22 protein-coding genes and 1 pseudogene are annotated in these 23199 nt (G+C 65.2%); 4 read left to right on the top strand and 19 right to left on the bottom strand.

The window, feature by feature from the left end; genetic code table 11:
* Positions 1-15: 15 nt before the first annotated feature.
* From ACCO56_RS28825 to ACCO56_RS28780, 10 genes are all read right to left on the bottom strand, one after another.
* Positions 16-2307 (bottom strand): beta-ketoacyl-[acyl-carrier-protein] synthase family protein, encoded by a 2292-nt coding sequence (locus tag ACCO56_RS28825; RefSeq protein WP_433644379.1) that lies wholly within the window; start codon positions 2305-2307, stop codon positions 16-18.
* Positions 2304-3056, bottom strand: a complete 753-nt coding sequence (locus tag ACCO56_RS28820; protein WP_433644378.1) for an SDR family NAD(P)-dependent oxidoreductase — start codon at positions 3054-3056, stop codon at positions 2304-2306. Before ACCO56_RS28820 ends, ACCO56_RS28825 begins: the two co-directional genes overlap by 4 nt.
* A 1-nt stretch (position 3057) precedes the next feature.
* On the bottom strand, positions 3058-3759 hold the full coding sequence (locus tag ACCO56_RS28815; RefSeq protein WP_433644377.1) for a hypothetical protein: 702 nt from the start codon (positions 3757-3759) through the stop codon (positions 3058-3060).
* An 8-nt stretch (positions 3760-3767) separates the two neighbouring features.
* Positions 3768-4856: a 3-oxoacyl-ACP synthase III family protein gene (locus ACCO56_RS28810; protein WP_433644376.1), complete on the bottom strand. Its 1089-nt coding sequence runs from the start codon at positions 4854-4856 to the stop codon at positions 3768-3770.
* On the bottom strand, positions 4853-5143 hold the full coding sequence (locus ACCO56_RS28805) for an acyl carrier protein (protein ID WP_433644375.1): 291 nt from the start codon (positions 5141-5143) through the stop codon (positions 4853-4855). Before ACCO56_RS28805 ends, ACCO56_RS28810 begins: the two co-directional genes overlap by 4 nt.
* 13 nt (positions 5144-5156) lie before the next feature.
* Positions 5157-5588, bottom strand: a complete 432-nt coding sequence (locus ACCO56_RS28800; protein WP_433644374.1) for a 3-hydroxyacyl-ACP dehydratase FabZ family protein — start codon at positions 5586-5588, stop codon at positions 5157-5159.
* A complete protein-coding gene (locus ACCO56_RS28795; protein WP_433644373.1) occupies positions 5588-6004 on the bottom strand; it encodes a hypothetical protein in 417 nt (138 codons plus the stop codon). The genes ACCO56_RS28800 and ACCO56_RS28795 overlap by 1 nt, the downstream gene beginning before the upstream one ends.
* Positions 6005-6181: 177 nt before the next feature.
* Positions 6182-6979 carry a hypothetical protein gene (locus tag ACCO56_RS28790; protein WP_433644372.1) on the bottom strand — a complete coding sequence of 266 codons (798 nt, stop codon included), beginning with the start codon at positions 6977-6979 and terminating at the stop codon, positions 6182-6184.
* Positions 6976-7410 carry an abscisic acid-deficient protein Aba4 family protein gene (locus ACCO56_RS28785; RefSeq protein ID WP_433644371.1) on the bottom strand — a complete coding sequence of 145 codons (435 nt, stop codon included), beginning with the start codon at positions 7408-7410 and terminating at the stop codon, positions 6976-6978. The genes ACCO56_RS28790 and ACCO56_RS28785 overlap by 4 nt, the downstream gene beginning before the upstream one ends.
* Entirely contained in the window at positions 7400-9373 is a 1974-nt protein-coding gene (locus ACCO56_RS28780) for a phytoene desaturase family protein (protein ID WP_433644369.1), read from the bottom strand. Before ACCO56_RS28780 ends, ACCO56_RS28785 begins: the two co-directional genes overlap by 11 nt.
* A 361-nt stretch (positions 9374-9734) precedes the next feature.
* Here ACCO56_RS28780 and ACCO56_RS28775 point away from each other — a divergent pair, with 361 nt between their 5' ends.
* Together ACCO56_RS28775 and ACCO56_RS28770 are read left to right on the top strand one after the other, a co-directional pair.
* Entirely contained in the window at positions 9735-10421 is a 687-nt protein-coding gene (locus ACCO56_RS28775; protein ID WP_433644368.1) for a response regulator, read from the top strand.
* Positions 10418-12241, top strand: coding sequence for a sensor histidine kinase (locus ACCO56_RS28770; RefSeq protein ID WP_433644367.1), 1824 nt, complete (start codon positions 10418-10420; stop codon positions 12239-12241). Before ACCO56_RS28775 ends, ACCO56_RS28770 begins: the two co-directional genes overlap by 4 nt.
* Before the next feature lie 78 nt (positions 12242-12319).
* Here the strand turns inward: ACCO56_RS28770 and ACCO56_RS28765 are convergent, their stop codons facing one another.
* Positions 12320-13114, bottom strand: coding sequence for a DUF930 domain-containing protein (locus ACCO56_RS28765; protein ID WP_433644366.1), 795 nt, complete (start codon positions 13112-13114; stop codon positions 12320-12322).
* Positions 13115-13329: 215 nt separating this feature from the next.
* Between ACCO56_RS28765 and ACCO56_RS28760 the strand changes: the two genes are divergently transcribed.
* A complete protein-coding gene (locus ACCO56_RS28760) occupies positions 13330-13755 on the top strand; it encodes a hypothetical protein (RefSeq protein ID WP_433644365.1) in 426 nt (141 codons plus the stop codon).
* Positions 13756-13799: 44 nt separating this feature from the next.
* Here ACCO56_RS28760 and ACCO56_RS28755 read toward each other — a convergent pair whose 3' ends face one another.
* On the bottom strand, positions 13800-14996 hold the full coding sequence (locus ACCO56_RS28755) for a hypothetical protein (protein WP_433644364.1): 1197 nt from the start codon (positions 14994-14996) through the stop codon (positions 13800-13802).
* Positions 14997-15527: 531 nt separating this feature from the next.
* Between ACCO56_RS28755 and ACCO56_RS28750 the strand changes: the two genes are divergently transcribed.
* Entirely contained in the window at positions 15528-15920 is a 393-nt protein-coding gene (locus tag ACCO56_RS28750) for a GFA family protein (RefSeq protein WP_433644363.1), read from the top strand.
* Positions 15921-16144: 224 nt separating this feature from the next.
* On the opposite strand, the gene ACCO56_RS28745 is transcribed toward ACCO56_RS28750, so the two are convergent.
* The 7 genes and pseudogenes from ACCO56_RS28745 to otnK all read right to left on the bottom strand — a co-directional run bounded on the left by ACCO56_RS28745 (position 16145) and on the right by otnK (position 23199).
* A complete protein-coding gene (locus ACCO56_RS28745) occupies positions 16145-16843 on the bottom strand; it encodes a DUF899 family protein (protein ID WP_433644362.1) in 699 nt (232 codons plus the stop codon).
* Between the two features lie 197 nt (positions 16844-17040).
* Positions 17041-18392 (bottom strand): annotated as a pseudogene (locus ACCO56_RS28740) (MFS transporter).
* A 58-nt stretch (positions 18393-18450) separates the two neighbouring features.
* The gene (locus tag ACCO56_RS28735) at positions 18451-19767 is read right to left on the bottom strand and encodes an MFS transporter (RefSeq protein ID WP_433644361.1); all 1317 of its coding nucleotides are present in this window, start codon (positions 19765-19767) and stop codon (positions 18451-18453) included.
* Between the two features lie 316 nt (positions 19768-20083).
* Positions 20084-20488 carry a RidA family protein gene (locus ACCO56_RS28730; RefSeq protein WP_433644360.1) on the bottom strand — a complete coding sequence of 135 codons (405 nt, stop codon included), beginning with the start codon at positions 20486-20488 and terminating at the stop codon, positions 20084-20086.
* A complete protein-coding gene (locus tag ACCO56_RS28725; protein ID WP_433644359.1) occupies positions 20485-21291 on the bottom strand; it encodes a hydroxypyruvate isomerase family protein in 807 nt (268 codons plus the stop codon). The genes ACCO56_RS28730 and ACCO56_RS28725 overlap by 4 nt, the downstream gene beginning before the upstream one ends.
* 1 nt (position 21292) lies before the next feature.
* A complete protein-coding gene (locus ACCO56_RS28720; RefSeq protein WP_433644358.1) occupies positions 21293-21943 on the bottom strand; it encodes an aldolase in 651 nt (216 codons plus the stop codon).
* Positions 21940-23199: a 3-oxo-tetronate kinase gene (otnK, locus tag ACCO56_RS28715; RefSeq protein WP_433644357.1), complete on the bottom strand. Its 1260-nt coding sequence runs from the start codon at positions 23197-23199 to the stop codon at positions 21940-21942. Before otnK ends, ACCO56_RS28720 begins: the two co-directional genes overlap by 4 nt.

Here is a 23199-nt window from a genome sequence, read left to right as displayed (position 1 = left end):
TCCTCCTGCAGGCGCTCAAGGGCGCGAGATGATCATGGCGGCATGCGGTCCGGTCACGTCGCTGCCCATGACAAGCACATGCTCAACCTCGGTAAGGAGGCGCACGCCGCCGGCCAGGCCGAAGAGCGCGCCGGCGGCAGGCAGGAACCCAGTCTGCTCGATCGTGCTGTGGAGCTGCGGACCGGCATTGCCGAAGACCTCGCGCACGGCCGACATCTCAGCCTGCTGGGCGATCCGCGTCCACGAGCCGCCGGCAATGACAGCGCCGATGTCGGCCGGCCGGAGGCCGATGCGTTCCAGACACATGCGAACTGCCCGCGCCAGACCGTCACCGTCGCGCCGGCAGCCGTTAAGCTTGGGGTCCTGTGTCTCGGCTGACGCGGAAATCACCGCCAGCACGTCGGCCCCTCGCGCCCGGGCCGTGTGGAGTGCCTCGAACATCAAGGCTGCCGCGCCCTCACCAAGATTGATGCCGTCCTTGCCATCGAATGCCTCGGCGCGCGAGGCACGCAAGATGCCCTTCATCGCGCCATAGAATTCGGTGAGCTTCGGAGTGATCTCGTCGCAAGCTGCGACAACGACACGGTCCTGCCTGGCTCGGTTCACCAGCGTGAAACCGTAGGCGGCCGCGGACCACGAGCCGGCGAGCGAGGTGTTGTAACCCTTGAGTCCATGGGCAATCGAAACCTGCCCGCCGATGGCGTTCATGGTCGTCATCGAGAAATGCTGCGGGCTGGCAAGCTCGGGCGTATCGCCGCCTACGCTTTCGAGAAATCGCTCCATATTGCGCTGGGCGGCGTTGACGATGCCCATGATCAAGCCGCTTTCTTCGCGCTCGCCATTGTCGAGCATGGCGGTCGCCTCCCGCGCCGCCTCGATGGCAAAGCGGACCATGGGCGAGGCGCGGATGAAGGCCTTCAGGCGCGGATCGGAAAAGGCGAAGTTCCCGACACGGGCTACCGCCAGGCCAGCGTCCTCGTCCTGAATATCGAAGACCGTGCCGGCCGCAAAGCCCTCGGCGAAGCTTGCATAACCGGTGCCCATCGCACTGACCGCTCCGAGGCCGGTGATGGCGACTGGCCGCGACGCGACCTCGGGGAGCGGCGAGCGGCCGATCTCCAGGTCGATGATCGTCGAGGCGTTGTTGCCGCCGAAGGCGTAGTTGTTGCAGGCGAAGCGGCGCACCGCATGCCGACGTGGTTCGTTCGGCACGTAGTCGAGATCGGCGCAGCCGGGGCGCAGGCCGCCGAAGTTCAACGTCGGCGGGATCATGCCGTCACGCGCCAGGGCGAGCGTCGCGATCATTTCGATGATGCCGCTGGCGCCCAGCGTATGGCCGAGGAAGGATTTCGAGGAACTGATAGGCACCGAGCGGCCGAACAGTCGCTCCATAGCCTGTGACTCGGCCGAGTCGTTGGCCTCGGTGCCGGTGCCGTGTGCGGAAACGAAGTCGATGTCGTGCGGGTCGAGCCGGGCGTCGGCCAAGGCCATGCGCATGGCCGCCTCGATGCCTCGGCCTTCGCGGTCAGGCGAGGTGGCGTGGTAGGCGTCGCCGGAGAGCGCGTAGCCTGTCACTTCGGCGATGGCTTTCGCGCCGCGCCGCGCGGCCAGCCTTGCATTCTCCATGATGAAGACACCCGCGCCTTCGCCCAGCGTGATGCCGATCGGTTCGCTGAACGGCGCGGTGCAGGTGGACGATAGGGCGCCGAGGCTGTTGAAGCCGGCCATGATGCCGTGCGAGACGTCATCCGCGCCGACCACGATCACCAGGTCGGCGCAGCCGTCGCGGATGAGGTCCATGGCATGGCCGACGGCGGCCGTGCTGGACGCGCAGGCCGAAGAGAAGGTGACTCGCGGCCCTTTCGCGCCGACCCGGGCCGCCACCACGTTGGTTGCATGCGCGATAGAGGTGGCGGCGAGTTTGCGCGGATCGATATCGGCGATCGACGGGGCCTTGGCGATCTCCTCCAGCCGCTCGATGCCGCTGTTGGACGTGCCGAGGACGACCGCAATGCACTCCGGCGCATAGTGCTTCCAGTCGATGCCGCTCTGCGCCTTCGCCTCGGCGAGCGCGGCGAGCGCGTAGCCGGCCGTCCGCTCCGCCCAGGGGCGCAGGACGGCAGGCGCAAGGTCGGGACAAGCGACCGGGAAGACCGAGGCGTTTCGTCCCTTGAAGCGCGAAGCATCGAAGCGGTCGACCTCGATCATCGCCTTGTTGCCTGCGAGCACCTCGGCCTTCAGCTCGTCGATGGAAGCCGCCATCGGCACGCGGACGCCCATGCCGGTGATGACGGCGCGCGCTGTCATATCCGGAACCCTCCGTCGACCGGCACCGCCGAGCCGTCGAGATAGCTGGCTTCATTGCTGGCGAGGAAGGCGCAGACATTCGCGACTTCTTCCGCCTCGCCCGGCCGGGGCTGCACGCTGCCAGCGAGGGTCGGCTCCATTGCCTTTGCACCGAGCCCCTCGATCATGTCCGTGCGGATGAAACCCGGCATTACTGCCACGGCGCGGATGCCCCTTTGTCTGCATGTACGGGCAACCAGGCGCGTCATGCCGATCAGCCCCGACTTCGTCGCCGAATAGGGCACCTGCCCTTCCTTGCCGGCGCGTCCGGCTAGGCTCGAAACGCTGACGACGACGCCACGTGTCTGTTCGAGCATGGGCAGCGCGGCTTCGGTGAGCCGGATCGTGTTGACCAGGTTGACGGTCAGCACTTCCCGCCACTGTTCGGCCGGCAGGAGCGCAAAGGGACCGTCGCGGGTCAGCCCTGCATTGTTGACGAGCACATCCAGACGTCCCCAGCGTCCGTCGACGAGGCTCGGCAAATCGGCGATCGCCTTTGTGTCCGCCATGTCGCACGGAAAGAACGTCACGTCGGCCGCACCCGCCTGGCGCGCCTGCGCCGCCGTATCGCGGGCGGCGTCAGTGCGGGTGGCGTAGGTAAAGGCGATGTGCGCGCCTGTTTGCGCCAGCCTGAGCACGACCGCCCGACCGATGCCGCGACTGCCGCCGGTGACAAGGACCACCCTGTTCTGCTGTCCACGGTCGCTCATGTCAGACGTTCCCATCGTAGATGCCATTGCCGAAATGCACGACCGAGCCGTTCATCGGCAGTGTCTCGCGGCTGATCCAGAAGGCCAGCGTGTCGGCGGCGAGGGCGAGCGGGACCGGCTTGAACTTCTGGGCGTAGGAACCGACGCCGGTCCGCGCCTGCTGCCAATCGCCGGCCTGGGTCGTTTCGGGTGCGGGCTGCAGCACCGCCGCGTTGGCCGAAACCCCGAACCGGGCGAGTTCCTTGGCGATGGCGCGCACGGCCCCGATGCGGGTGTGGTGGATGATCGGCGCGGCCGGCAACGGCAGGTAGTAGGCGAAGCTGTCGTCGGCCGCGAGAACCCAGATCTGCCCGCGGCCGCGCCCGATCATCACGCGCGAAACCGCCTGCAGGGTCTGCATGAAGAAGGCGCCGTCGGCCGCGATCGCATCGGCCAGTCCGCCTCGGGTTATCAGCGCCGCTTCGTCCACGGCCGATACGTTGAAGATCACGGCGGTCGCCGAGGTCAGGAGGTCGGTGTCGAGGGTATCGATCGATGCATCATGCAGCCATTGCACGGACGCCGCTTGTTCGCGGAGGCCGACACACTCACCCGTTACCCAGGCGACGACGTCGAAGCCGCGCTCTCCCAGCAGCGACGCAAGATGCGGGCCGACACCATGCCCGGCATCGACGATCAGGATTGGTCCGGAGGGTGTGTCCATGCCGCGCCTCAATGAACCGCCACGAGGTCGACGACGGCGTAAGTCCATGACGCCGTCTCCGCCGCGACGACGCCGACTGGTTGACCGCCGGCAGTCACTCGGCCCGAACGCACCGCAAAGTCGAGCGCCATCACCATCGCCGCGCCCGGGATGTTTGCGGTCCTGTCGCCGACGTAGAACATCAGCCCGTCGAGGCCCATTACCATGTCGGGCATGATCATCGACATCAGCGAGCGGTTGGCCTGCGGCACGACGATCGTGCCGTAATCCTCCGCCCGCCGCCCGCCGCCGGCGACAAGCTCGGCAACGGCGTCGCCGACGATCCGCGGCAGCAGACGGCTGATGAGCTTATGGTTGTGGGTCGTGTGGACCGGCATCCGTTTCCGCTCGTCCGGCCCGATGAGCAGCCCTTCCTTCTCGTGCGGATGGGTGGCGACGGCCCTGCAGTAGCCGATCTCCAGGGCGCAGGTGCGGCCCTGCGCCAGGTCGCTACCGACGACGACCATGGCCGAGGCGCCGTCAGCGAAGATTAGCCCGTTGATCATGTCGGACGCATCCGGAGAGGCGTTCACGAGCAGGCGCTCGGCGTAGTAGTAGGGCGACATGCATTCCGCGCCGCAGATCAGCGCTGCGCGCGCGAGGCCGGAGCGGATCATCGTCCGGGCGAGGATCAGACCCTGGATCGCGGCGGCACAACCTCCGCGAAGGTCGAAAAGCTGGGCCCGCTCGATGCCCAGCCGGCGCTGCACCTGGCGAGCCAACGGCGGCATGATGACATCGGGCGTCGCAGTGGTGGTGACGATCAGGTCGATGTCGCCCGCTGTGAGACCGGCGTCCGCGAGCGCGGCGCTCGCCGCCCGGCAAGCCATCTCGCAGGTCCCGAGCCCTTCCTCGATCTGCGCTCCGGTTTCGGCGTCGACGACGAAGTGGCGCTGCTCGACGCCGAAATAGCGCATCAGGTCGAGCACCGGCACCTTCGGCAGACGCTGGGCGATGGCCTCATTGGCCACCGGCTTGCCGGGAAGATAGGAACCGAGGCCGACGACGAAGACGGTGTCGTCGTTCGGCCCCGGCCGGATGGAAACGTGGGTATTCACGACAGGCGGCCAGCGACGTAGCGGGCCAGCGTATCGACCGTCACGCAATTCGTCTCGAAGAAGGCGCGGTCGAGCGTCTCGATCTTGAAGCCGAACTTCTGCTGGACGGCGACGGCCACCTCGAGCGCGGCGAGCGAATCGAGCCCGAGGCCGTTCGTCTCGTCGAACAACGGCGTCGCGCCGCTGATCTGGTCCTTCTCGTAACCGAGGTCGGCCAGGTCGAGGCCGTCGAGCAGGATGTCGTCGATGATGACGTTCTGGATGCTGGCGAGTTCGGTGGTGGTCATGGATGCCCCTCTGTCAGTTTGATGGTGATGCCTGGTCGCCATGGATGCGAAAGCTCATGCTGGCCCTTGCATGACGCGTTCCCCCGATCATCACCGAGCACTTGGCCGCGAAGCCGTGCCCGGCCTGTCGTGGCATGTCCGCCCGCGCGGTGAAGCTCGCCGCCATGCCTGGCAGCACGGGGCGGTAGAAGGCCGCGATGTCGATCGTGATCCGGTCGACTTCGTTGCAGGCGCGTCCGGTCAGCCCCCCGAATAGCTGGGCGGCGGCGAGTGTCATGCCGTCGAGCAGGATCACGCCAGGCACGACCGGAAAGCCCGGAAAATGCCCGCGCAGGAAATCCTCGCCACCGAACTGGTGCGTCAGGGTCACCGACGCCTTCGCCTCGTCATGGACGACATCCGCGCCGAAGACGTTTGCCAGGCGGTTGAGGTCCAAGCCTGCCATTACCCGCCTTCCCGTCTTGCCAGGATGTCGAGTTTCGCCTCGCAGGCGACGCGGTTCATGACGAAGGCCGTGCCGGTGAATTCGTAGCGGGGAAACGCGCCGGCTGACCAGCAAACGCGGATGACGGCCTGGAAGCTTCCCTCCGGCAGCGGCGACATGGCGATATCGCGTAGCGAAGGAATGATGCCGATCTCGACCGCCGGGTCTGAGTGGCGGATCAGCGCCAGCGACAGCTGCGCCATGCACTCCACGAGCAGCGACGGGCTAGCATGGCTGCCGTACGTGAAGCGGTCCTCTTCGCCGCCAAAGACGGTGAGCGCGACGGCGTTCTCCCGATCGATGTGGATGATGCGGTCGATGAAGACGAAGGGCGGCGCCCAGCGCGTGCCGCGGATGCTGGTCATGATGTCGGTCATCACGGTGCCCTCATGCGAGCCGCGACCGGCCGCGACATGCTCGCATGATTCTGCTGATATGAGCGCCTGAATTGCCACGGCGTCCCGCCCCCAGGACCGATTGAACGTTGCGTGATGGGTCTAGCCTCCGTGCCGGATCGTCGAAATACCAAGAAAAGAGTATGCGACCGGCCACCCTCAGTGTGCCCAGACCGGCAGGCCGGCGAGCGCCTGGACGAACAGGGCGGCGGTGGCGAGGACGACCACCACGGCAACGATCCAGACCACGGGTCGCGCCAGCGCGGGTGCGAACCGGTCGCCTGCGAGTCCGACCAACGGCAGGATCTGCATGGCGTGCAGCCCAACGAAATGCGCCGGCCGGAAGTCTCCAACCTCGCGCGACCAGCCGAAGAACGGAATGCCTTCCGCGCCCGCCGGGACGCCGACCCAGCGATTGTAGGTGACGCCCGACATGTAGCCGGCCACGACCAGCGTAAGCACCGGCGCGAGCAGCAGCCCGACGACCGCGCCGAGCCTGTATCCCGACCCATCGTCGCCCTGCTCTCGGATCAGGCGCCCGACGACGAACGGGAAGATTGCAAGATAGACTGCGCCGACACCCATGAGCGCGTACATGCCCGTCTCGAACGGTGTGTCGAAGTTGAAATGGGAGTGGCGCCCTCGCGCCGCCTGGAAGGTGATGTAGCCGATTTCGAAGACGGCCGCCGCGACCGAGAAGCGGACCATCCGCGCCATCCGCGGCCCTGTCCGGATCTCCGGCGGCAGGAGTTGCACGAGAATGGCCAGCGTCGTGAAATGAACGGCGAGCGCCAGCGCGAATTTCAGCGGTTTTTCCCACACGCCGACGCCGTCGAGCATGCGCGGGTCGTAGATCGCGGCCGGCGTAAGAACGACCATGATCGCAATCATGAAGCAAGCAAGACCGAGCCAGGCGCGCGTCGTCTCGTCGTGCTCAAGCGTCAGCGTCTGGTTCATGCGAGCCTCCAGGCGCGCCGGATTGTTGCCCTTGTCGCGAGGAACAGCACCAGTCCCATGGGCGGAAACATGAAGGCGGTGACGAGGATCAGAGCCTGGATCTGACGCGACAGGCCGATGCGGTCGGCTTGCTCCGCGATCCAGACGCCGATGAAGAAGTCGTAAGCAAGATAATGCAGCCAGCCTGCGAGCAGGATGTCGTCATGCGCGAAGAGCGCGCGCACCGCCGCGATCGAGCCGTAGCCGCCGCCGCTGTCGAAGAATTTGGCCATCATGATGCCGGCGTAGATCAGCCCGAACAGTGTCGGCACCGCGAATTTGGGAACCGTGATCCAGCGCGATGAGCGGTCCGGATGGAGGATCAGCAGGCCCCAGCACACGATGATGAGCATGCCGGTGAGGCCGTAAAGCGCGTCCAGGTCAAGCCGCATAGGCACCTCCGGGCTCAACGCCTGCTTCGATTGCGCTGTCGTGTGAGGCCGCCTGCTCGCGCGGCCTGTCCTTCGGCACCAGCACATCGGGTACCAGCGCCTTGGCGGCGAATGCGCCGGCGAGCGCCGTCGGCTCGATGCCGCCGCCCAGCGTCATCGCGCCGGCTAGGACGAGGTTGCGCACCGGCGTGCGGACCGGCAGCCCTCCGCCGGGGTTCCTCAAGCCATAGATCGCACCATCACGGGTCCAGCCGTAGCGGTGGAAGGTCACCGGGCTAGCGTCGCTCTGATAGATGATGCGGCCATCGAGGTCCGGCACGATGCGCCGCGCCACGTCGAGCATTTTCGCCGATATCGCGGCCTTGCGGTCGAGATAGGGCTGCGAGCGGCGGAAAGGCTTCAGGTCCTTGTCTGTGGCGGCAGGTGGGAACCACGTTGCCGATTCGTCTGGCGGCGTCAGTTGAAAGAGGTCGATCGTCGAATAGCCATCCGGCGCGCAGGAGGAATCGACGACCTTGGTGAAGATCACCTCGGTGTGCACGTCGCCGTCCTTCACATGAACGATCGGCGGCACGTCGACGGTGCCGCGCAGGCCGACATGCATGCCGACCGCCGAGCAGGACGGCACGATCTCGCCGAACTGGTGCAGCATCAGCCTCCGTTGCGAGCTTTCCTCGAGCAGGTCGCGCGCCAGCGTGCCCGGATCGGCGTTGCAGACGACCGCAGTGGCGCGCACGGTGGTCTCGTTGCCTCTGTAGTCGCGCGCGACAACACCGGTCGCGGCGCCGTCTTCCTGCAACACCCGCGTCACGCCGGTGCGCAGCCGCACCTCGCCGCCACGTTCCTTGATCGCGTCGGCGAGCACCTGGGCGAAATGGCCAGACCCGCCCTCGGGGTAGGCCCCGCCGATAAAGAAATAGGCGTAGAGCGGCACCATGGCGCCGACGCTGATCAGCGCCGGGTCGTGGGTCCGGTATGCAGCGATACCTTCTATGAGGGCGCGCGCTGCCTCGTCCGTCACATAGCGGCCGATGAACGTCCGCCACGGCCGATCCACCCAGGCGGCGGCCAGTGGGAATTCACTGGCGAACGCCATCGCGTCCTTAGGCGTCTGCGGCGCGCCTGGAAAGCCGTTGTGGTACCGTGCGGTGGCGTACATCGCCCCGTAGATCTCGTGGATCTCGTCGAACAGCCTGGCGATGCCCGCCGCATCGTGCGGGAACCTCCTGCCGAGCAGATCGATCAGGCCGCGCCATTCGCGCGGCACGTCGAGACGGAAGCCGTCATAGTCGAAGCGATGGTCGAGCCTCCGCCACGACACGGCGTCGGCCTTGCCGAGACGCCTGAGAAGAACGTCCAGTGTGCCGTCCGGCCACCAGCCGGAGAAGTCGTGCACGCCGGAATCGAAACGGAACAGCAGCCGCTCACGCGTCTCCTGATCGCGCGCGCGCCGGATCCAGTGATGGCAGAACCCGCCAGGCCGGTCGTGCTGCTCGAAAACGATCACCCTGAGGCCCTTGTCGGCGAGCAGCGCAGCGGCCGTCAGGCCGCCGATGCCGGAGCCGATCACGGCCACGTCGTAGGCTTCGGCATCGCGACGCGAGAAATTCGGCGACGGCCAGTTGTTTCGCTTGTCGCCGGTGGCGCGCCATTTCAGGTCGGTCCAGATCCACAGCGGCGGCAGGCCCATGGAAACGACGCCGCCGGCAGCGAGCGGCAGGAAGCGCACGGCCACCGGAAGCTGCGCGAACCAGGCAAAGGCAAGCCACAGCATGAGAACCGCCCATAGGGCCGATATCGCCATGTTGATGGTCTGGAAGAGCGGAGTGCCGGAGACCTGTCGGTAGACGAGAGCGGCGAAGGGCGCCGTCCACGGTTTCCGCACCATGACGCTGGCTGCCATGGCGCATGCCACGGCAAGCAGGATGAGGGATATGAGAGTGTCGATGAAGGCAAGTGTCATAGCGCTTTCCCGATGACTGCATGGCGGCCGATGAACGGAGAAGCGTCGATCCAATCAGCGGCAGCGTTCGAGCATCGAGTGCGCGTGGCTCGGGCGGCAGGGCGGAATCGCGCCCGCGCTTTGGTGCAGCCATTCCCGTCGCCCCAATCCCCGTTTCGAGTGTGGAAGGAATAGGTCAGCAGGCGCGACGTTGTGGATACCCTGAAATGGGTATGCTTGAATGGTGGGCCAGCGGCTGAATGCATTTGCCTGGCGCACGCGATCGGCTGCGCGATACCAACAAAAGGGTATTCATCGCGGCGACACGGCGTCGTACTGGCAGGCTCGGCGCGGTGTGCGAGCAGAGGAGGCGGGAAATACGGTGGACGTGACTGGAAACGGCCATTCAGTCGAGCGGACCTACCGGATCGTCCTCACCGAGGATGACGAGCCCGTTCGCAACCGCCTGTCCTCGCTGCTGCGCGGCTGGGCCGGCAGCAACCTGGTTGCCGAGTGCGCGAGCCTATCCGAAAGCATCGCCGCCATCGAGGCTCATCCTATCGACCTGCTGATCACGGACCTCAAATTGCCCGACGGCAATGGCATCGAGGGCATCCGCGCCCTCCGCGCGAAACAGCCGGACGCCGAGGCTATGGTGATCTCCGTGCTCGCCGACGAGACCACCGTGCTCCAGGCGATCGAGGCCGGGGCCACCGGCTACCTGCTCAAGGACGCCGATTCGATCGACCTCATCCAGGCGATCACCGATCTGATGCGCGGACAGTCGCCGATCTCGTCGCGGATCGCGCGCGTGCTGGTGCGCCGCCTTGGCCTGCAGACGCCGAACGGTCAGCTGGCACGGTCCGGCAAGAGCATTCTCACTGCCCGCGAGATGGACATTTTGTGGGGTATCGCCAAGGGCTTCACCAATGCGGAACTGGCGGAGCGGCTTGGAATTTCGCGGCAGACAGTACCGGTCCATATCCGCAACATCTACCGCAAGCTTGAAGCGTCGAACCGCTCGGAGGCTGTGTTCGAGGCCACGAGGCTCGGACTGATCAGGCTATGAGCGACCAAGGCGGTCGCCCGCTTCTCACCTTCGCCCCGTTCCTCGCGATCCTTGTTCTCACGCTGGCGCTTGCCGCCGCACCGCAATGGTTTCGCCTGCCGGCACCGGTCGATACGCCGGCCCTGGTTCACGCAACCTTCAGTCTCGACGGAAGGAGCGAACAGCCCGTGACCTTGCCGCACAGATGGCCGGATACCGTGGGCTTCGGTCCGGCCCGCGGCACCTATCGCATCAACGTCGACCTGCCATCGGCAAAACCTTTATACCTCCTGATTCCTGCCGCTCAGCATGCCATCACCGTCCGGTTCGATGGCCGTCGCCTCTATGGCGGTGAGAGTCAACCTTGGAGCGAACCGGCCGTCGGTTCGACCTACATGCTCCGGTTGCCGCTTACGGGCGCCGAGTCAGGCGTGTTGGAGGTCACTCTCTATCGCGAAAGCGGTGGCATTCCAGGTTATCTGTCGCAGCTATATCTGGCCGAGGAGACGGCGTTCGAGGATGCTCGCTGGCTCTGGACGCTGGCGAGCGGCCCCAGCCGCGCCACCATGATCGGCCTTCAGGTCCTCATGGTGCTCGGGATCGCAACCGTGTGGCTTGCACGGCGGCATGACCCGATTTTCGCCTGGCTGTTTCTCGTCAGCGGAGCCAGCCTTGCCTACACGCTGGCGGGATCGTCGCTCCCAACCTTCGTTCCGGCCGGAGGCCAGCCCTACATCGTTTTCGCGCTCTCCAGCTTTGGCCCCATGGTGCTCGGCCTCGCCATGTCGATCGTGGGAATGGCGAGGCCCATGTGGCTCAAAACAAGTATCATCGCGTTACCGGCGGCCCTGATCGCCGGCTTCGCGCTTGGCGTTCTGGCCCCGCTTACCCTAGCGACGATCGGTGCCTTCGTCGCAATAGGCGGAAACTTGGCTGGAGGGGTTATGCTCGCCCGCAACTCACTGCGCACGCGGGAATGGGACCAGGCATTGCTGGCCGCACCGTTTCTGTTGGTCGGCTGGTACGGTCTGAGAGACGTCGGGATCATCGTTGGCGCGGTCGACGGCGCCCTGCTTCTTGGCTCCAAGACGCGACCTCTGATCACCGCCGCCGTGCTGGTTCTGCTGATGCGGCGGCTGGCGCACAGCCTGGGAGAATTGGACCGCGGCAACGAAACGCTCCGGCACAAACTGGCGGCGCGGGAGGCGGAATTGTCGGCTCTTCATGCAAAAGAGCGGGCGCACACCGCTCAGGCCGCCCGCGAGGACGAACGCGAGCGTCTGATGCGCGACCTCCATGATGGGCTGAGCGGCCATCTGGTGTCGATCATAGCGCTTTCGGAATCCGATACCGGCAACCCCCAAGCCATTGAGCGGGCCGCCCGCGCCGCGCTCGACGACCTCCGCCTCGTCGTCAATTCCCTCGATCTCGACGATGGCGATCTTCTTCCGGCGCTCGCGGGCCTGCGAGAAAGACTCGAGCCGCAGCTTCGCCGGCTCGGTTTCGAGCTCGACTGGTCCATGGAAAACCTTCCGCCAGTCAGCGGCGTTACGCCGGGCAATGCCCTGTCGATCCTGCGCATCTTGCAGGAGGGTATCACCAATGCGCTCAAACACGGCGCATCCCGTCGAATCGCCGTCGAAGGCTCCGGGGCAGGCGCCGGTCAAGCGGTACTGTCGATCCGGAATGGCGCCAGAGACCAGCCCGCGATGGGCAAAGGTCACGGTGTCGGCAACATGAAACGGCGGGCCGAGGCACTAGGCGGCAGCATCAGCTTCACGATCATGGGCGGAGATGCATTGTTGACCGTCGTCCTCCCGACCCACCTGGCGGACTGTTGACGCATTTCCGGAGGGTTGCCGATATCCGGCCGGACGCCCCAGTCCCCGGCTCCCGCGATGCAGAACCCCATGCTCAGCCTATTGCGAGGGCAGTCCGCGGCGCTTCCATTCACTGCGCGGGATCGCTTCTCCCACTCGGAAGGCAAAGGACACGACTTTCGTCGCGTCCTCGTCGACGCTGCAACGATAGCCCAGATTGTACCACTGGCCGCTCGCGCGGAAGGCTGTGGCGGGGATGTCGACGGTCGTGCCGTCGTTCTTCCACTCGGAAGGCAGGAGGTCCGGAAAAAAAGGAGGTGAGCCGTTGAGCAACTGCGCGCGCAATTCGGTGAGGCAGAGTCGGCCGGCCCGTACAGGGCGCGGCACGCCAGCCATCGCCGTTGTCGCCGCCGGACGACCGGTGGACGCTTGCGAGAACAACGTCTTGGCTTCCCGAAGCTCCAGGGGAGGCTGAGCGTCGGCGGCGGGCGGCTCCTGCGGCGGAGCCTGATCCGTCGCCTCGCCCTCGGCTTGGGTCGGTTGTTCCGCCGTCTCCCGTTCATCCGGATCGCGCGGCGCCGCCGGCGAACCGTCCTCTGAGCTGCTGCCGTCGGGAGACTCTCGAGGGCCGGCATCCTCTTCACCGAATTGGAAGACGGGCCTGATCGCAGGCGAGGGCTCCTGCCGCGCGGACTGATCGCCCGCGGAGGGCATGTCACGATCCGCGTCCTGCGATCGTTCGGGCTCGGGCTCTTCTGCGGCAGGCGGGTGCTCGTTTTCGGCGTTCTCGGATCGTTCGGGCGGCGGCACCAGATCCACGGTCACCGCTTGCTCCTTCTGGGGGTGCGGCAGCGAGACCGGCAACCCGAATATCAGAAGCGCGACGATGACCAAATGCAGGACAAGGGAGGCGGGCAAGGCCCACCCGAACACCCGGCGCTGATTCCGAATGACATCCCTCATGATGACCGATGTGGAATGAAACATCGGCGACATCAAGCATCCTTCCCGCCAAACGGAATGACAAAAGCGGGTCTCCCGAAAGTGTGCGGCGGTTTCGGGAAAAAGACATGCGTTGTAGGGTTGGCGTGAAACAGGAGGACAGCGACATGTCTCCAGCAGCTGGACGGGCAGGCGTCGCTCGTCGCTCTCGCGTGGCCGTCGTGGCAATGGCCAGCCTTCTCCAACTCTGGGGTGGGCCGGCCTTCGCACAGGTGCCTGAAGAATTCCGGGGCGATTGGTCGTCTCACCCAGCGCGCTGCGAGCAAGAGAATGGCGAAGCCGACCTGCTGACCGTCGAGGAGACCCGTCTCGGCTTCTACGAGATCGGATGCGAGAAATTGACCGATCCACGGAAAGGTCGCCATGGGTCGATGACGTTCGACGCGGTCTGCTTCAAGGGCGGAAGCCCCGAGACCAAGGGCCAGGTCGAGCTGAGCCGCCAAGGCGAAAATGCGATCCGTCTGAAGCTGATGGGGTTCGCCTGGATCGCGCCCGCGTCTCAGGCTTTTCACAGGTGCCAAAGGACAAGGTGATGGACCTTATGGCATGTCGCCTAAAAGTGTGCGGCGATTTTAGCCTATTCCCTGGTGACAGCCTTCAGTTTCGCGATGACCTCGATATCGGAAGCGCTGAGCTGGGGCATTCCGATGTCGCGCCTCTGGAGGCCGGCATGGGCAAGGGAACCCAACATGTCCCGCAACGGGTCGCCTTTTGGCGGAATGCGATAGAGCACGTCCTTGAGCAGCACCCATCCGTCGCCGACGACGACGGAGCCGAGGATCAGGACGCCCTCCTTGTCGTCGCGGCCGACCTGGTGGGTCACGCAGACCCGCGCTTTCATGCTGGCGCGGTCGATATCGGAGATCTGGATACGGGTTCCTCCGGCGATCGTCATCTCGACCTGGTTCGGCCCGAAGGTCTGGCCGGCCACCCACTCGTTGACCCAATTCTCCTTGTCCGACGCCAGCACCATGGCGTTCTCGCCGGACATGCGATGAATGAGGATGCAGGGTCGCGACAGGCCTGCGTCCCAGCGGTCGGGGACACGCATTTCGATTGTGTAGGAGCCAATCTCGGCGGCGAGATAGCCGGGGATTTCCGGATGCCCCAGGGGAACGAGTTCGAGGCACTCCGAGAAGCTGCCGCCGTAGGGTCTCGTCCAGACCCTGTCGCGCGGAAGCCAGCCCATCCGGTTCAGGTTCGGAGCGCAGAGCAGCGGTCCTCTCCGCCCGAACCTCGTATGCGTGTGGGAAAAGACGTTCATCGCGCTCATGATGTCGTACTGGTCCCAGTACTCGCCGGGCGCCGACCAGGTGTCGGTCTTGCGGGTCGACTGGTCGTAAGAGTGATCGAGCCCGATCACGTGACCGGTCTCATGCGCTAGAAAGGTCACATTGTATTCGGGCGGCCCCCCGAGGACCCCTTTTCCCGCCGCGCTGCTATCGCCCACGCCGACATTGAAGAGAGCGACGAAGCCGGCATAGTCCGTCAACTGGAGGTCGAACGCGTCGATCGCGCCCTTGATCTTACTCCACCGGTCCGGCCTTGCTTTCACATAGTCGTCCCGCGTCTGCTCGAGCGTATGCCAGCCGAACACCTTGGAGCCGTCCAGGTTGATCGCGCCCAGCGAGGCATCGGTCCAGTAGTCGTTGAGGCCGCCGGTTCCCCGGTTGATGAACAGGTCTTCGAAGAAATTGACGGGCTCCGGCTCGGTGTCGTCAGTATCGCTGAATTTGCAGAGAAGAATGGCAAACTTCTGGCTACCCGTCGGCATCGCGAAATCCTCTAGGAACTGGATGCCGACAGATTGTTTGCAAACGATTTGCCGATCAATTCGGTTGATTGTCGAAGTATGCCGAAAAATGATCAGCAATATTTGTACGGGGATCGTTTCTTCATCATAATGGATGCTTCGAAATATCCGAGTTGCCGGATTGAATGGAGTCCTGACCCTCGTCCTGGGGAGCGCCGGCACGGCGAACGGGACTTCGCTTGCGATGGCCAAACGACGCTGGGGGAACTGGCCCGGAGCCCCGCCTCTTTCCTCCGGGCCATATCAGATCCACGTCTTTTGCCCTTTACCCCTGACATGGATGGACAACATCATAGTAGAAGGGCAGCCTCTCGTAATGTTCGCCTTCTGTGAACAGTCTGGCAATGAACAATGAACGCTGGCGGGGAAGTCGCGGGTGAATTCTGCTGTCGTCGGGATCTTACTACATCTCCGTGGCCGATCCGAATGGCCTCGTGCGAACCGGTCGACGCCCTAAATCAGGTTGAAGTCTGTCGTTGCGGGGAGTGTTGAATGGTCACGAGAACCGGCGGATGCCTGTGCGGCAAGGTGCGCTACGCGGTTCGCGGTGAACCCGCGCGGGTGGGTCTCTGCCATTGTGCCGACTGCCGCAAGGAGAGCGGCTCGTCTTTTGTCACATTCGCGGTATGGCTGACCGAGGCCTTCTCCAGCAGCGGCGAGCTCAAACTGTTTCATGGGCGGGGTTTCTGTCCGTCCTGCGGATCGCGGCTGTTCAATCCCGGCGAGAAGGAGACCGAGATCCGGGTCGGTTCGCTGGACGACGCGCCGAACGATCTGAAGCCGGAATACGAAATCTGGATCGTCAGGCGCGAGACCTGGCTTCATCCTTTGCCGGTGCCGCAACATTCGGGGGATCGGCACGATACCGGCAGTTCCGGTGATTGATCCCCGGCGCCGGCCCCTCACTGTCCTGCTGGAATCTCTCCCCGCAAAATTGCGGGGAGAGAAACACCGGCCGCTTGGGTTTCGCCAGTCGCAAACGCCGACGGTTGGCGAAAGTGGAGACGACAGCGTCCTTCTCCCCGTAATACGGGGAGAAGATGCCGCCAGGCAGATGAGGGGCTAAACGGCCATGAGCCGAGACCGCCGAGCGCCTTGTACGGCCGTCTTCAATATTCCAGCTTCGGGTACCAGTCCGTCCCTCTTCCTTCCGGCGTCGTGTCGAGGATAAGCCAGAGCGGCATGTGGTCCGGCGCGTCGCGCGGGTCCTGGCCGGGATCGGCCATGTCGAAGCTCATCTCGCCCGCCCAGAAATGGCGGATCGTGCCGTCGCGACGGGTGAAGACGTTGAAGCCCGGAATGTCGGCATCCTCCGCGCTCACATAATCGCGTGTGTAGTCGCCGTTCGTGTCGGAATAGAGCTTCAGGTTCCGCCAGCCACGCTCCTTCTTGAAGGCGACCAGCCGCTCGATGGGCGAGCGCGCAACCATGGCGAAGGCGACGCGCTGCTCGATGTCGGGGACCTCGCCCTCCCAGGCACTCATCTGCGAGGTGCACATGGGGCAGGGGCGCTGCCGCAGCGGGCCGTACATGTAGCTGTAGATCACCAGCGTCTGCTTGTCGCCGAAGAGGTCGGCGAAGTCGACGGGGCCGTTCTCACCCTCGAAACGATAGTCCTTCGTCACCGCGCCGCCGGGCGGAAGTTGCCGGCGCATTTGGGCCACGCGCTCGAGATGGCGGCGAAGCTCGATCTCCTCCCTCAGCAGAGCGTTGCGTGCCTTCCGGTATTCCGCGCTCTCATTGGGAAAGCGGGCGCGGTTCAGCGCGGCGAGTTCCGCTGCCGGGCGGAGCGTTTGCTGCTGGGTCATGGTCTCTCCCTTTCGTCGAAGGCGGCGTTTCGCCGTTCCTTTCCCATGGACGAATGGCAGGGCGCGAAATCGACACCTCGGCAAGGAAAATGTTCTGCCTCGCCCTGTTTTCAAGGCAGCCCGTCCTCCGCCTGCCGTCGTCATCTCCCGAAACAGGAGACGACGACGGCAGAGACCGTCCCCCGCAGGATCGAGTTTTATTTTTCGATGTCGACGTCGCTGGTTTCCCTCCCGATCAGCAGCGCGACAAGGGTGATCGCCGCCATGACGGTGAGATAGACGCCGACCCAGAATGGGCTGCCAGCGCCGGCGCTCCAGAGGGCCACGGCGATGAATGGGGCCACCGCGGCGCCGAGGATCGAGGAGACGTTGTAGGCGATACCCGAGCCTGTATAGCGCACATTGGCAGGGAAGAGCTCCGGCAGCAGGGCCCCCATCGGGCCGAAGGTCATGCCCATCAGGCTGAAGCCGAGGACGAGCCAGGCCATGACGCCCGTGAAGCCGGCGGAAAGCATCGGCACCCAGGCGAGGCCGAACGCGGCGATGCCGAGCGTCACCCAGATCAGCGTCTTGCGGCGGCCCCAGCGATCGGCCCAAGGCCCCGAGACCATGGTGAAGATGCCGAAGAACACCACGCCGACGATCATCATCAGCACGAAGGCGCATAGTCGTAGCCGAGCCCGGGTACGGGCCCGGTGGGCGAGGCGCGGCCGTAGCTCAGCGAAAAGGTCGTCATCAGGTAGAAAAGCACATAGGTCGCGAGCATGTAGAGCGTGCCGAGCACGATCTCTTTCCAGTGTCCGGTGATGGCGGCGGCCAGAGGCAGCTTCTGGACCTTGCCGGCGCGCACTGTCTTTTCGAAGGCCGAGCTCTCGACGAGGTTCAGCCGGACCCAGAGGCCGACGGCGACCATGACGATCGAGAACAGGAACGGAATGCGCCAGCCCCAATCGAGGAAGGCCGTCGAGGGCCGGGAAGGGTCATCCGACGGCAGCATCGCGGCAATGATCAGGAACAGGCTGTTGGCGAGGATGAAGCCGATCGGCGCCCCGAGCTGCGGGAAGGTGCCGAAGACTGCGCGTTTGCCGGCCGGCGCGTTCTCCGTCGCCACCAGAGCGGCGCCGCTCCACTCGCCGCCCAGCGCGAAGCCCTGCGCCAGGCGCAGCACCACCAGCAGGGCCGGCGCCAGCCAGCCGGCGGTCGCAAAGGTGGGCAGGAGCCCGATGAGGAAGGTGGCGATGCCCATGGTGAGCAGCGCGCCGACCAGGGTGATCTTGCGGCCGCGCTTGTCGCCGAGATGGCCGAAGAAGATGGCGCCGAGAGGGCGCGCGACCATGGCCGCGCCGAACACCGCGAAGGAGGCGAGCAGCGCGGTCGTCTCGTTGCCCGCGGGGAAGAAGAGATGCGGGAAGACGAGCACGGCCGCGGTCGCATAGACGTAGAAGTCGTAGAACTCGATCGTGGTGCCGATGAGGCTGGCGAGGATGATGCGGGATCGCGGGTTCGCCGGTGCCGCTTCGGACGGCAGGGCCTGAGCTGTTACTGACATTCGAGATTGCTCCTTGCGGAGGACGTGACCGGCCGTCATCATGGCGGCCGGAAGAAGCTCAATCCTCGCGGATATGGCTGTGGTGCTTGGTGTCGCGCATTCTGAGATAGATGATCAGCGACAGGCCGATCATGATCGTCACGTACCAGAAGAAGCCGCTTTCGTAGCCGACCTGCTTGAACTTGAGCGCTACCCATTCGGCGGTGCCGCCGAAGATCGTGTTGGCGAGCGCATAGGGAAGCGCGACGCCGAGCGCGCGAATATGGGCGGGGAAGAGTTCGGCCTTCACCACGGCGTTGATCGAGGTGTAGCCGGTGACGATCAGCAGCCCGGCAAGCGCGAGGCCGAAAGCCGCGTAAGGATCGTTGGTAGCGGCGATCGCCGAGAAGAGCGGATAGGTGAACAGCACGCCGAGAATACCGAAGCCCACCATGATCGGCTTGCGGCCGATGCGGTCCGACAGAGCGCCGGCCAGGGGCTGGCAGAGCATGAAGACGAGAAGGGCGAGCGTAGTGATCTCGGTCGCCGCCTCCTTGCTGAATCCCGACGTGTTGACCAGGAACTTCTGCATGTAGGTGGTATAGGCATAGAAGGCCAGTGTGCCGCCGGCGGTCAGTCCCAGCACAAGGAAGGCCTCCCTCGGATAATGGGCGAACAGCGCCCAGCCGCTGGACTTCGGCTTGCTTTCACCTTGGGCGTTCTTGAAGGACTGCGTCTCGACCAGTCCTCGGCGGATGTAGAAGACCACAACGGCCAGAACGCCGCCGATGGCAAAGGGGATGCGCCATCCCCAGGCGGACAGCTGCTCAGGCGTCAGCACCCGCTGCAGCACGATCAGCACTGCCAGCGCCAGCAACTGGCCCGAAATCAGGGTGACATACTGGAAGCTGGAAAAGAAGCCGCGACGGTCCTTGCCCGCCATCTCGCTGAGATAGGTGGCGCTGGCGCCGTACTCGCCGCCCACGCTCAAGCCCTGGAGCAGCCGCGCGAAGACCAGAACGGCCGGCGCCAGAACGCCGATGCTGTCATGCCCGGGCGTGACGGCGATCAGCAGGGAGCCGAGGCACATCAGCGTGACCGACAGCGTCAGCCCGGCCTTGCGGCCGCGCCGGTCGGAATAGATGCCCATGAACCAGGCGCCGATCGGCCGCATGAGGAATCCGACCGCGAAGACGGCGGCCGCGCTGAGCAGTTCGGCGGTCTGATCGCCGGAGGGAAAGAAGATCGGCGCGAAATAGAGCGTGAAGGCGGAATAGACGTACCAGTCATACCATTCCACCAGGTTGCCGGCAGAGCCCCCGATGATCGACTTCAGGCGTGTGTTCTTGTCGGGAGCTGCGGCCAGCGTCTCCCGTATGCCGGCAAGATTGTCCATTATTGCTCCGTTCTTGATCGACGGTTGGACTTCCCGACGTCGTTCGGCGCGGGGTGTCGGAAGCGGTATTCCTAATTCTGATGCTGCAGCGCAAATAATGGTACATGAAATGAATTGCAATTCAAATTATTTGTATGCAATCTAATTCCATAGTCGAAGGCGATTCACATTCCTGGCAGCGATTCGGCTTCCAGTTCTGGTCCGACAATGGCGGCTCTCTCGACGATGAGCTTCGCGGCAAGCGCCGCTTTGCGGGCCAACCCGGTTTCCTTCACGGAGCTGGAACAGTCCTCGCCGACGGCCGGCCGCCGTAAGCCTATCCGGCTCGCCGCGCCGCGACGACTTCCACTTCCACCTTGAATTCCTCGCGGGTGAAGCCGGAGACGATCATCAGCGTGGAGGCCGGCGGCGCGATGGGAAAAAGCCGGTCGCGCACGCTCATGTAACCCCGCATATGGGCGCGGTCGGTGACATAGGCGTTGATACGCACAACATCGGCCAGCGTCATGCCGCCTTCGGCGAGGATCGCCTCGATGTTGCGGAAGCAAAGCTCGGCCTGTTCGGCGACATCGTTCGGCACCGTCTCGTCGGCACTGATGCCGAGCTGGCCGGAACAGAACACCATGTCGCTGCCCGCCGGCACGAAGACGCCGTGGCTATAGGCGGCGAAGGGCGGTCGGATCGAAGCCGGGGCGAGGGGTCGCAACGTCCTTTTTGTCATGATGCTGCTTCCGTGCCGTCCTCCGAACGCCAGCGCCGGCGGAAATCGGCGAGCCAGCCGAGCCCGGCATCCGTGCTTCCGTCCCGCGGCTTGTATTCGGCGCCCAGAAAGCCGGCGTAGCCCTGCTCGACGATGGCCGGCAGCAGGCGGGCATAGTCGACCTCGCCCCGGTCCGGCTCGCCGCGGTCGGGCACCGCGGCGAACTGGACATGGCCGATGGCCGGCAAGTGGCGCTGGATGCCTGAAACGAGGTCGGCGCCCATGATCGCCATGTGATAGCAGTCATACATGATACGGATGTTGTCGCATCCCGTCTCGTCGATGATTGCCCGCGCCGTCTCGGCATCGGTCAGGAAGTAGCCGGGCACGTCGCGGGTGTTGAGCGGCTCGATGAGCACCGACACGCCCTTCTCCTTCCCGACCCGCGAGGCATGGCGCAGGTTCTCCACGAAGATTCGGCGAGCCCCGTCACCCGAAGCCTTGCCGGCCATGACATGCACATTCGCCGCTCCGATCGCCGCGGCATAGTCGAAGGCCTGGTCGATGGCGCGATGGGCGTCGCCCTCGCGGCCGGCAAGTGCGCAAAGCCCGAACTCGCCGGCAGCCACGTCGCCGCGCACCGTGTTGAGGCCGAGCACCGGCAGCCCGGTCTCGTCGAGCGCTCGGCGAACCAGCGCCGGGTCGACATCGTAGGGCCAATGGAGCTCGACCGCGGCGAAACCAGCCCGGGCTGCGGCATGGATCGCCTCGGGCAAGGAGCGCTCGGTCCAGAGGAAACCGAGATTGGCCGAGAGCCTGATCATATCAATCCCATTCCACGTTGAAATGCTCGACCACTTGGCGGATCTGGGCTTCGGTCAGCATGTTCGGTTTCATCCCGCGCGTCAGCAAGGCGAGCCGTGCCGTTTCCTCGAGCTCTTCCATCGCGAAGGCCGCCGCCTCCAGGTCCTTCGCCGCGACAACCGGCCCGTGATTGGCCAGCAGCACCGCGCTGCGCTTGCCCGCGAGCCCCCGGATCGCCTCGCCCATGGCCGCGTCGCCCGGGCGGAAAAAGGGAAGGAGCTTCACTTTGCCGAGCCGCATGATCGAATAGGGCGTGAGCGGCGGCAGCACATTGTCCGGATCGGTTTCGGGCAGCATCGACAGCGCCACCGAATGGGTGGAGTGGAGATGGACCACCGCGCCGGCTTTGGCCTGCCGTGTCTCGTAGAAAGCCGCATGGAGCGGCAGTTCCTTGGTCGGCTTGTCGCCATCGACATAGCGCCCTCCCGCATCGAGCCGCGTCAGCCTGCCGGGATCGAGCATGCCGAGCGAGACGCCGGTGGGCGTCACCAGCAGGCCACCGTCGGGCAATCGCGCCGAGATGTTGCCCGAGGCGCCGCTGGTCAGGCCGCGATCGAAAAGCGACTTGGCGATGCGGCAGATCTGCTCGCGCAGTTCCGTCTCGGGGGTCATCTCGCCGTCTCCGCCATTATGTCGATCGCCTTCTCGAAGAAGTCCTCGCCGCCGAAATTTCCGGATTTCAGCGCAAGGACGAGATCACTGCCGGTCACGCGCAGCATCGGCACGCCCGGATCGATCTCCGGCCCGACTTCCAGGGCCGAGCAGCCGAGACCGCCGACGACGGCGCCCGATGTTTCGCCGCCGGCGCTGACGAGCCGGCCGATGCCGGCTCCGACCAGCGCGCGAGCCGTGCGGGCGAAGAAATCCTCGATCCGCCCGGCCAGTTTGGCCGCGCCGTATTTCTCTTGCGCCGCCTTCACCGTTTCCGGATCGGCCGAAGAGTAGACGAGCGGCATCTCTCCGGCGCGCTCCATTACCCATGCTACCGTGGCTTCGACGTCCACCTCGCCCGCCATCAGCGCGTCGGCCGAAATTGCGTGCGAGGGGTGGTCGCGTCGATGGCGCTCCACCTGCTGGCGCGTGGCACGCGAACAGGAGCCCGAGAGGATCGCGGCGGGGCCCGCCCCGCCCCCCCACCCCGACACGCGGCCGGAGATCAGCCCGGCCTTGCGGAAGTTCCCGGGCAGGCCGAGCGCGATGCCGGATCCGCCGGTGATGAGAGGCAGATCCGCAGCAGCGCTTCCGATCGCCTGGAGATCGGCTTCGGTGATCGCGTCCACGACGATCAGCTTGGAACCCGTGGCGTCGACATCGGCCAGAACCGCGCGGATGGCGTCCGGGCCGGACCGTACATGGGCGTGGCCAACATGGCCGACGCCGTTCTTCGATTGCAGCCTCAACCAGCGGCGGATGTCCGGGTCGGTCATGGGCGTAAGCGGGTGATGTTCCATGCCGGATTCGCTGAGCAGCCTGTCGCCGACGAAAAGATGTCCCTGGTAGAGCGTGCGACCGGTGGCGGGGAAGGCCGGGCAGACGATCACCTTGCTGGCGCCCAGCGCCTCGGTCAATGCGTCCGCGACCGGGCCGATATTGCCATCGGGCGTGGAATCGAAGGTCGAGCAATATTTGAACAGGAATTGCCGGCATCCCTGCGCCTTCAACCAATCGAGAGCGGCGAGCGATTGCGCCACCGCCTCGGTGGCCGGGGCGCTGCGCGTCTTCAGCGCCACCACGCCGGCTTCGACCCCCGCGGCTGCCGGCTCGTTCGGCACTCCGCAATATTGCGTCGTCGCCATGCCGCCCTTCACCAGCGTGTTGGCGAGATCCGAAGAACCCGTGAAGTCATCGCCAATGCAACCCAGCAGCAT

The sequence above is a fragment of the Mesorhizobium sp. 1B3 genome (genome assembly GCF_050958605.1).
In the GTDB taxonomy this organism is placed as follows: Bacteria; Pseudomonadota; Alphaproteobacteria; order Rhizobiales; family Rhizobiaceae.
The sequence above is the reverse complement of the archived record's forward strand: the minus strand, read 5'-3'. Positions and strand labels throughout refer to the sequence as shown.

Coding starts and splice junctions, on each gene's coding strand:
- ACCO56_RS28735 (WP_433644361.1), bottom strand. CDS start 19,767: ATGGACAATCTTGCCGGCATACGGGAGACGCTGGCCGCAGCTCCCGAC.
- ACCO56_RS28805 (WP_433644375.1), bottom strand. CDS start 5,143: ATGACCACCACCGAACTCGCCAGCATCCAGAACGTCATCATCGACGAC.
- ACCO56_RS28820 (WP_433644378.1), bottom strand. CDS start 3,056: ATGAGCGACCGTGGACAGCAGAACAGGGTGGTCCTTGTCACCGGCGGC.
- ACCO56_RS28725 (WP_433644359.1), bottom strand. CDS start 21,291: ATGATCAGGCTCTCGGCCAATCTCGGTTTCCTCTGGACCGAGCGCTCC.
- ACCO56_RS28720 (WP_433644358.1), bottom strand. CDS start 21,943: ATGACCCCCGAGACGGAACTGCGCGAGCAGATCTGCCGCATCGCCAAG.
- ACCO56_RS28750 (WP_433644363.1), top strand. CDS start 15,528: ATGGTCACGAGAACCGGCGGATGCCTGTGCGGCAAGGTGCGCTACGCG.
- ACCO56_RS28800 (WP_433644374.1), bottom strand. CDS start 5,588: ATGGCAGGCTTGGACCTCAACCGCCTGGCAAACGTCTTCGGCGCGGAT.
- ACCO56_RS28795 (WP_433644373.1), bottom strand. CDS start 6,004: ATGACCGACATCATGACCAGCATCCGCGGCACGCGCTGGGCGCCGCCC.
- otnK (WP_433644357.1), bottom strand. CDS start 23,199: ATGCTGCTGGGTTGCATTGGCGATGACTTCACGGGTTCTTCGGATCTC.
- ACCO56_RS28785 (WP_433644371.1), bottom strand. CDS start 7,410: ATGCGGCTTGACCTGGACGCGCTTTACGGCCTCACCGGCATGCTCATC.
- ACCO56_RS28755 (WP_433644364.1), bottom strand. CDS start 14,996: ATGCCGACGGGTAGCCAGAAGTTTGCCATTCTTCTCTGCAAATTCAGC.
- ACCO56_RS28760 (WP_433644365.1), top strand. CDS start 13,330: ATGTCTCCAGCAGCTGGACGGGCAGGCGTCGCTCGTCGCTCTCGCGTG.
- ACCO56_RS28815 (WP_433644377.1), bottom strand. CDS start 3,759: ATGGACACACCCTCCGGACCAATCCTGATCGTCGATGCCGGGCATGGT.
- ACCO56_RS28745 (WP_433644362.1), bottom strand. CDS start 16,843: ATGACCCAGCAGCAAACGCTCCGCCCGGCAGCGGAACTCGCCGCGCTG.
- ACCO56_RS28780 (WP_433644369.1), bottom strand. CDS start 9,373: ATGACACTTGCCTTCATCGACACTCTCATATCCCTCATCCTGCTTGCC.
- ACCO56_RS28770 (WP_433644367.1), top strand. CDS start 10,418: ATGAGCGACCAAGGCGGTCGCCCGCTTCTCACCTTCGCCCCGTTCCTC.
- ACCO56_RS28825 (WP_433644379.1), bottom strand. CDS start 2,307: ATGACAGCGCGCGCCGTCATCACCGGCATGGGCGTCCGCGTGCCGATG.
- ACCO56_RS28790 (WP_433644372.1), bottom strand. CDS start 6,979: ATGAACCAGACGCTGACGCTTGAGCACGACGAGACGACGCGCGCCTGG.
- ACCO56_RS28730 (WP_433644360.1), bottom strand. CDS start 20,488: ATGACAAAAAGGACGTTGCGACCCCTCGCCCCGGCTTCGATCCGACCG.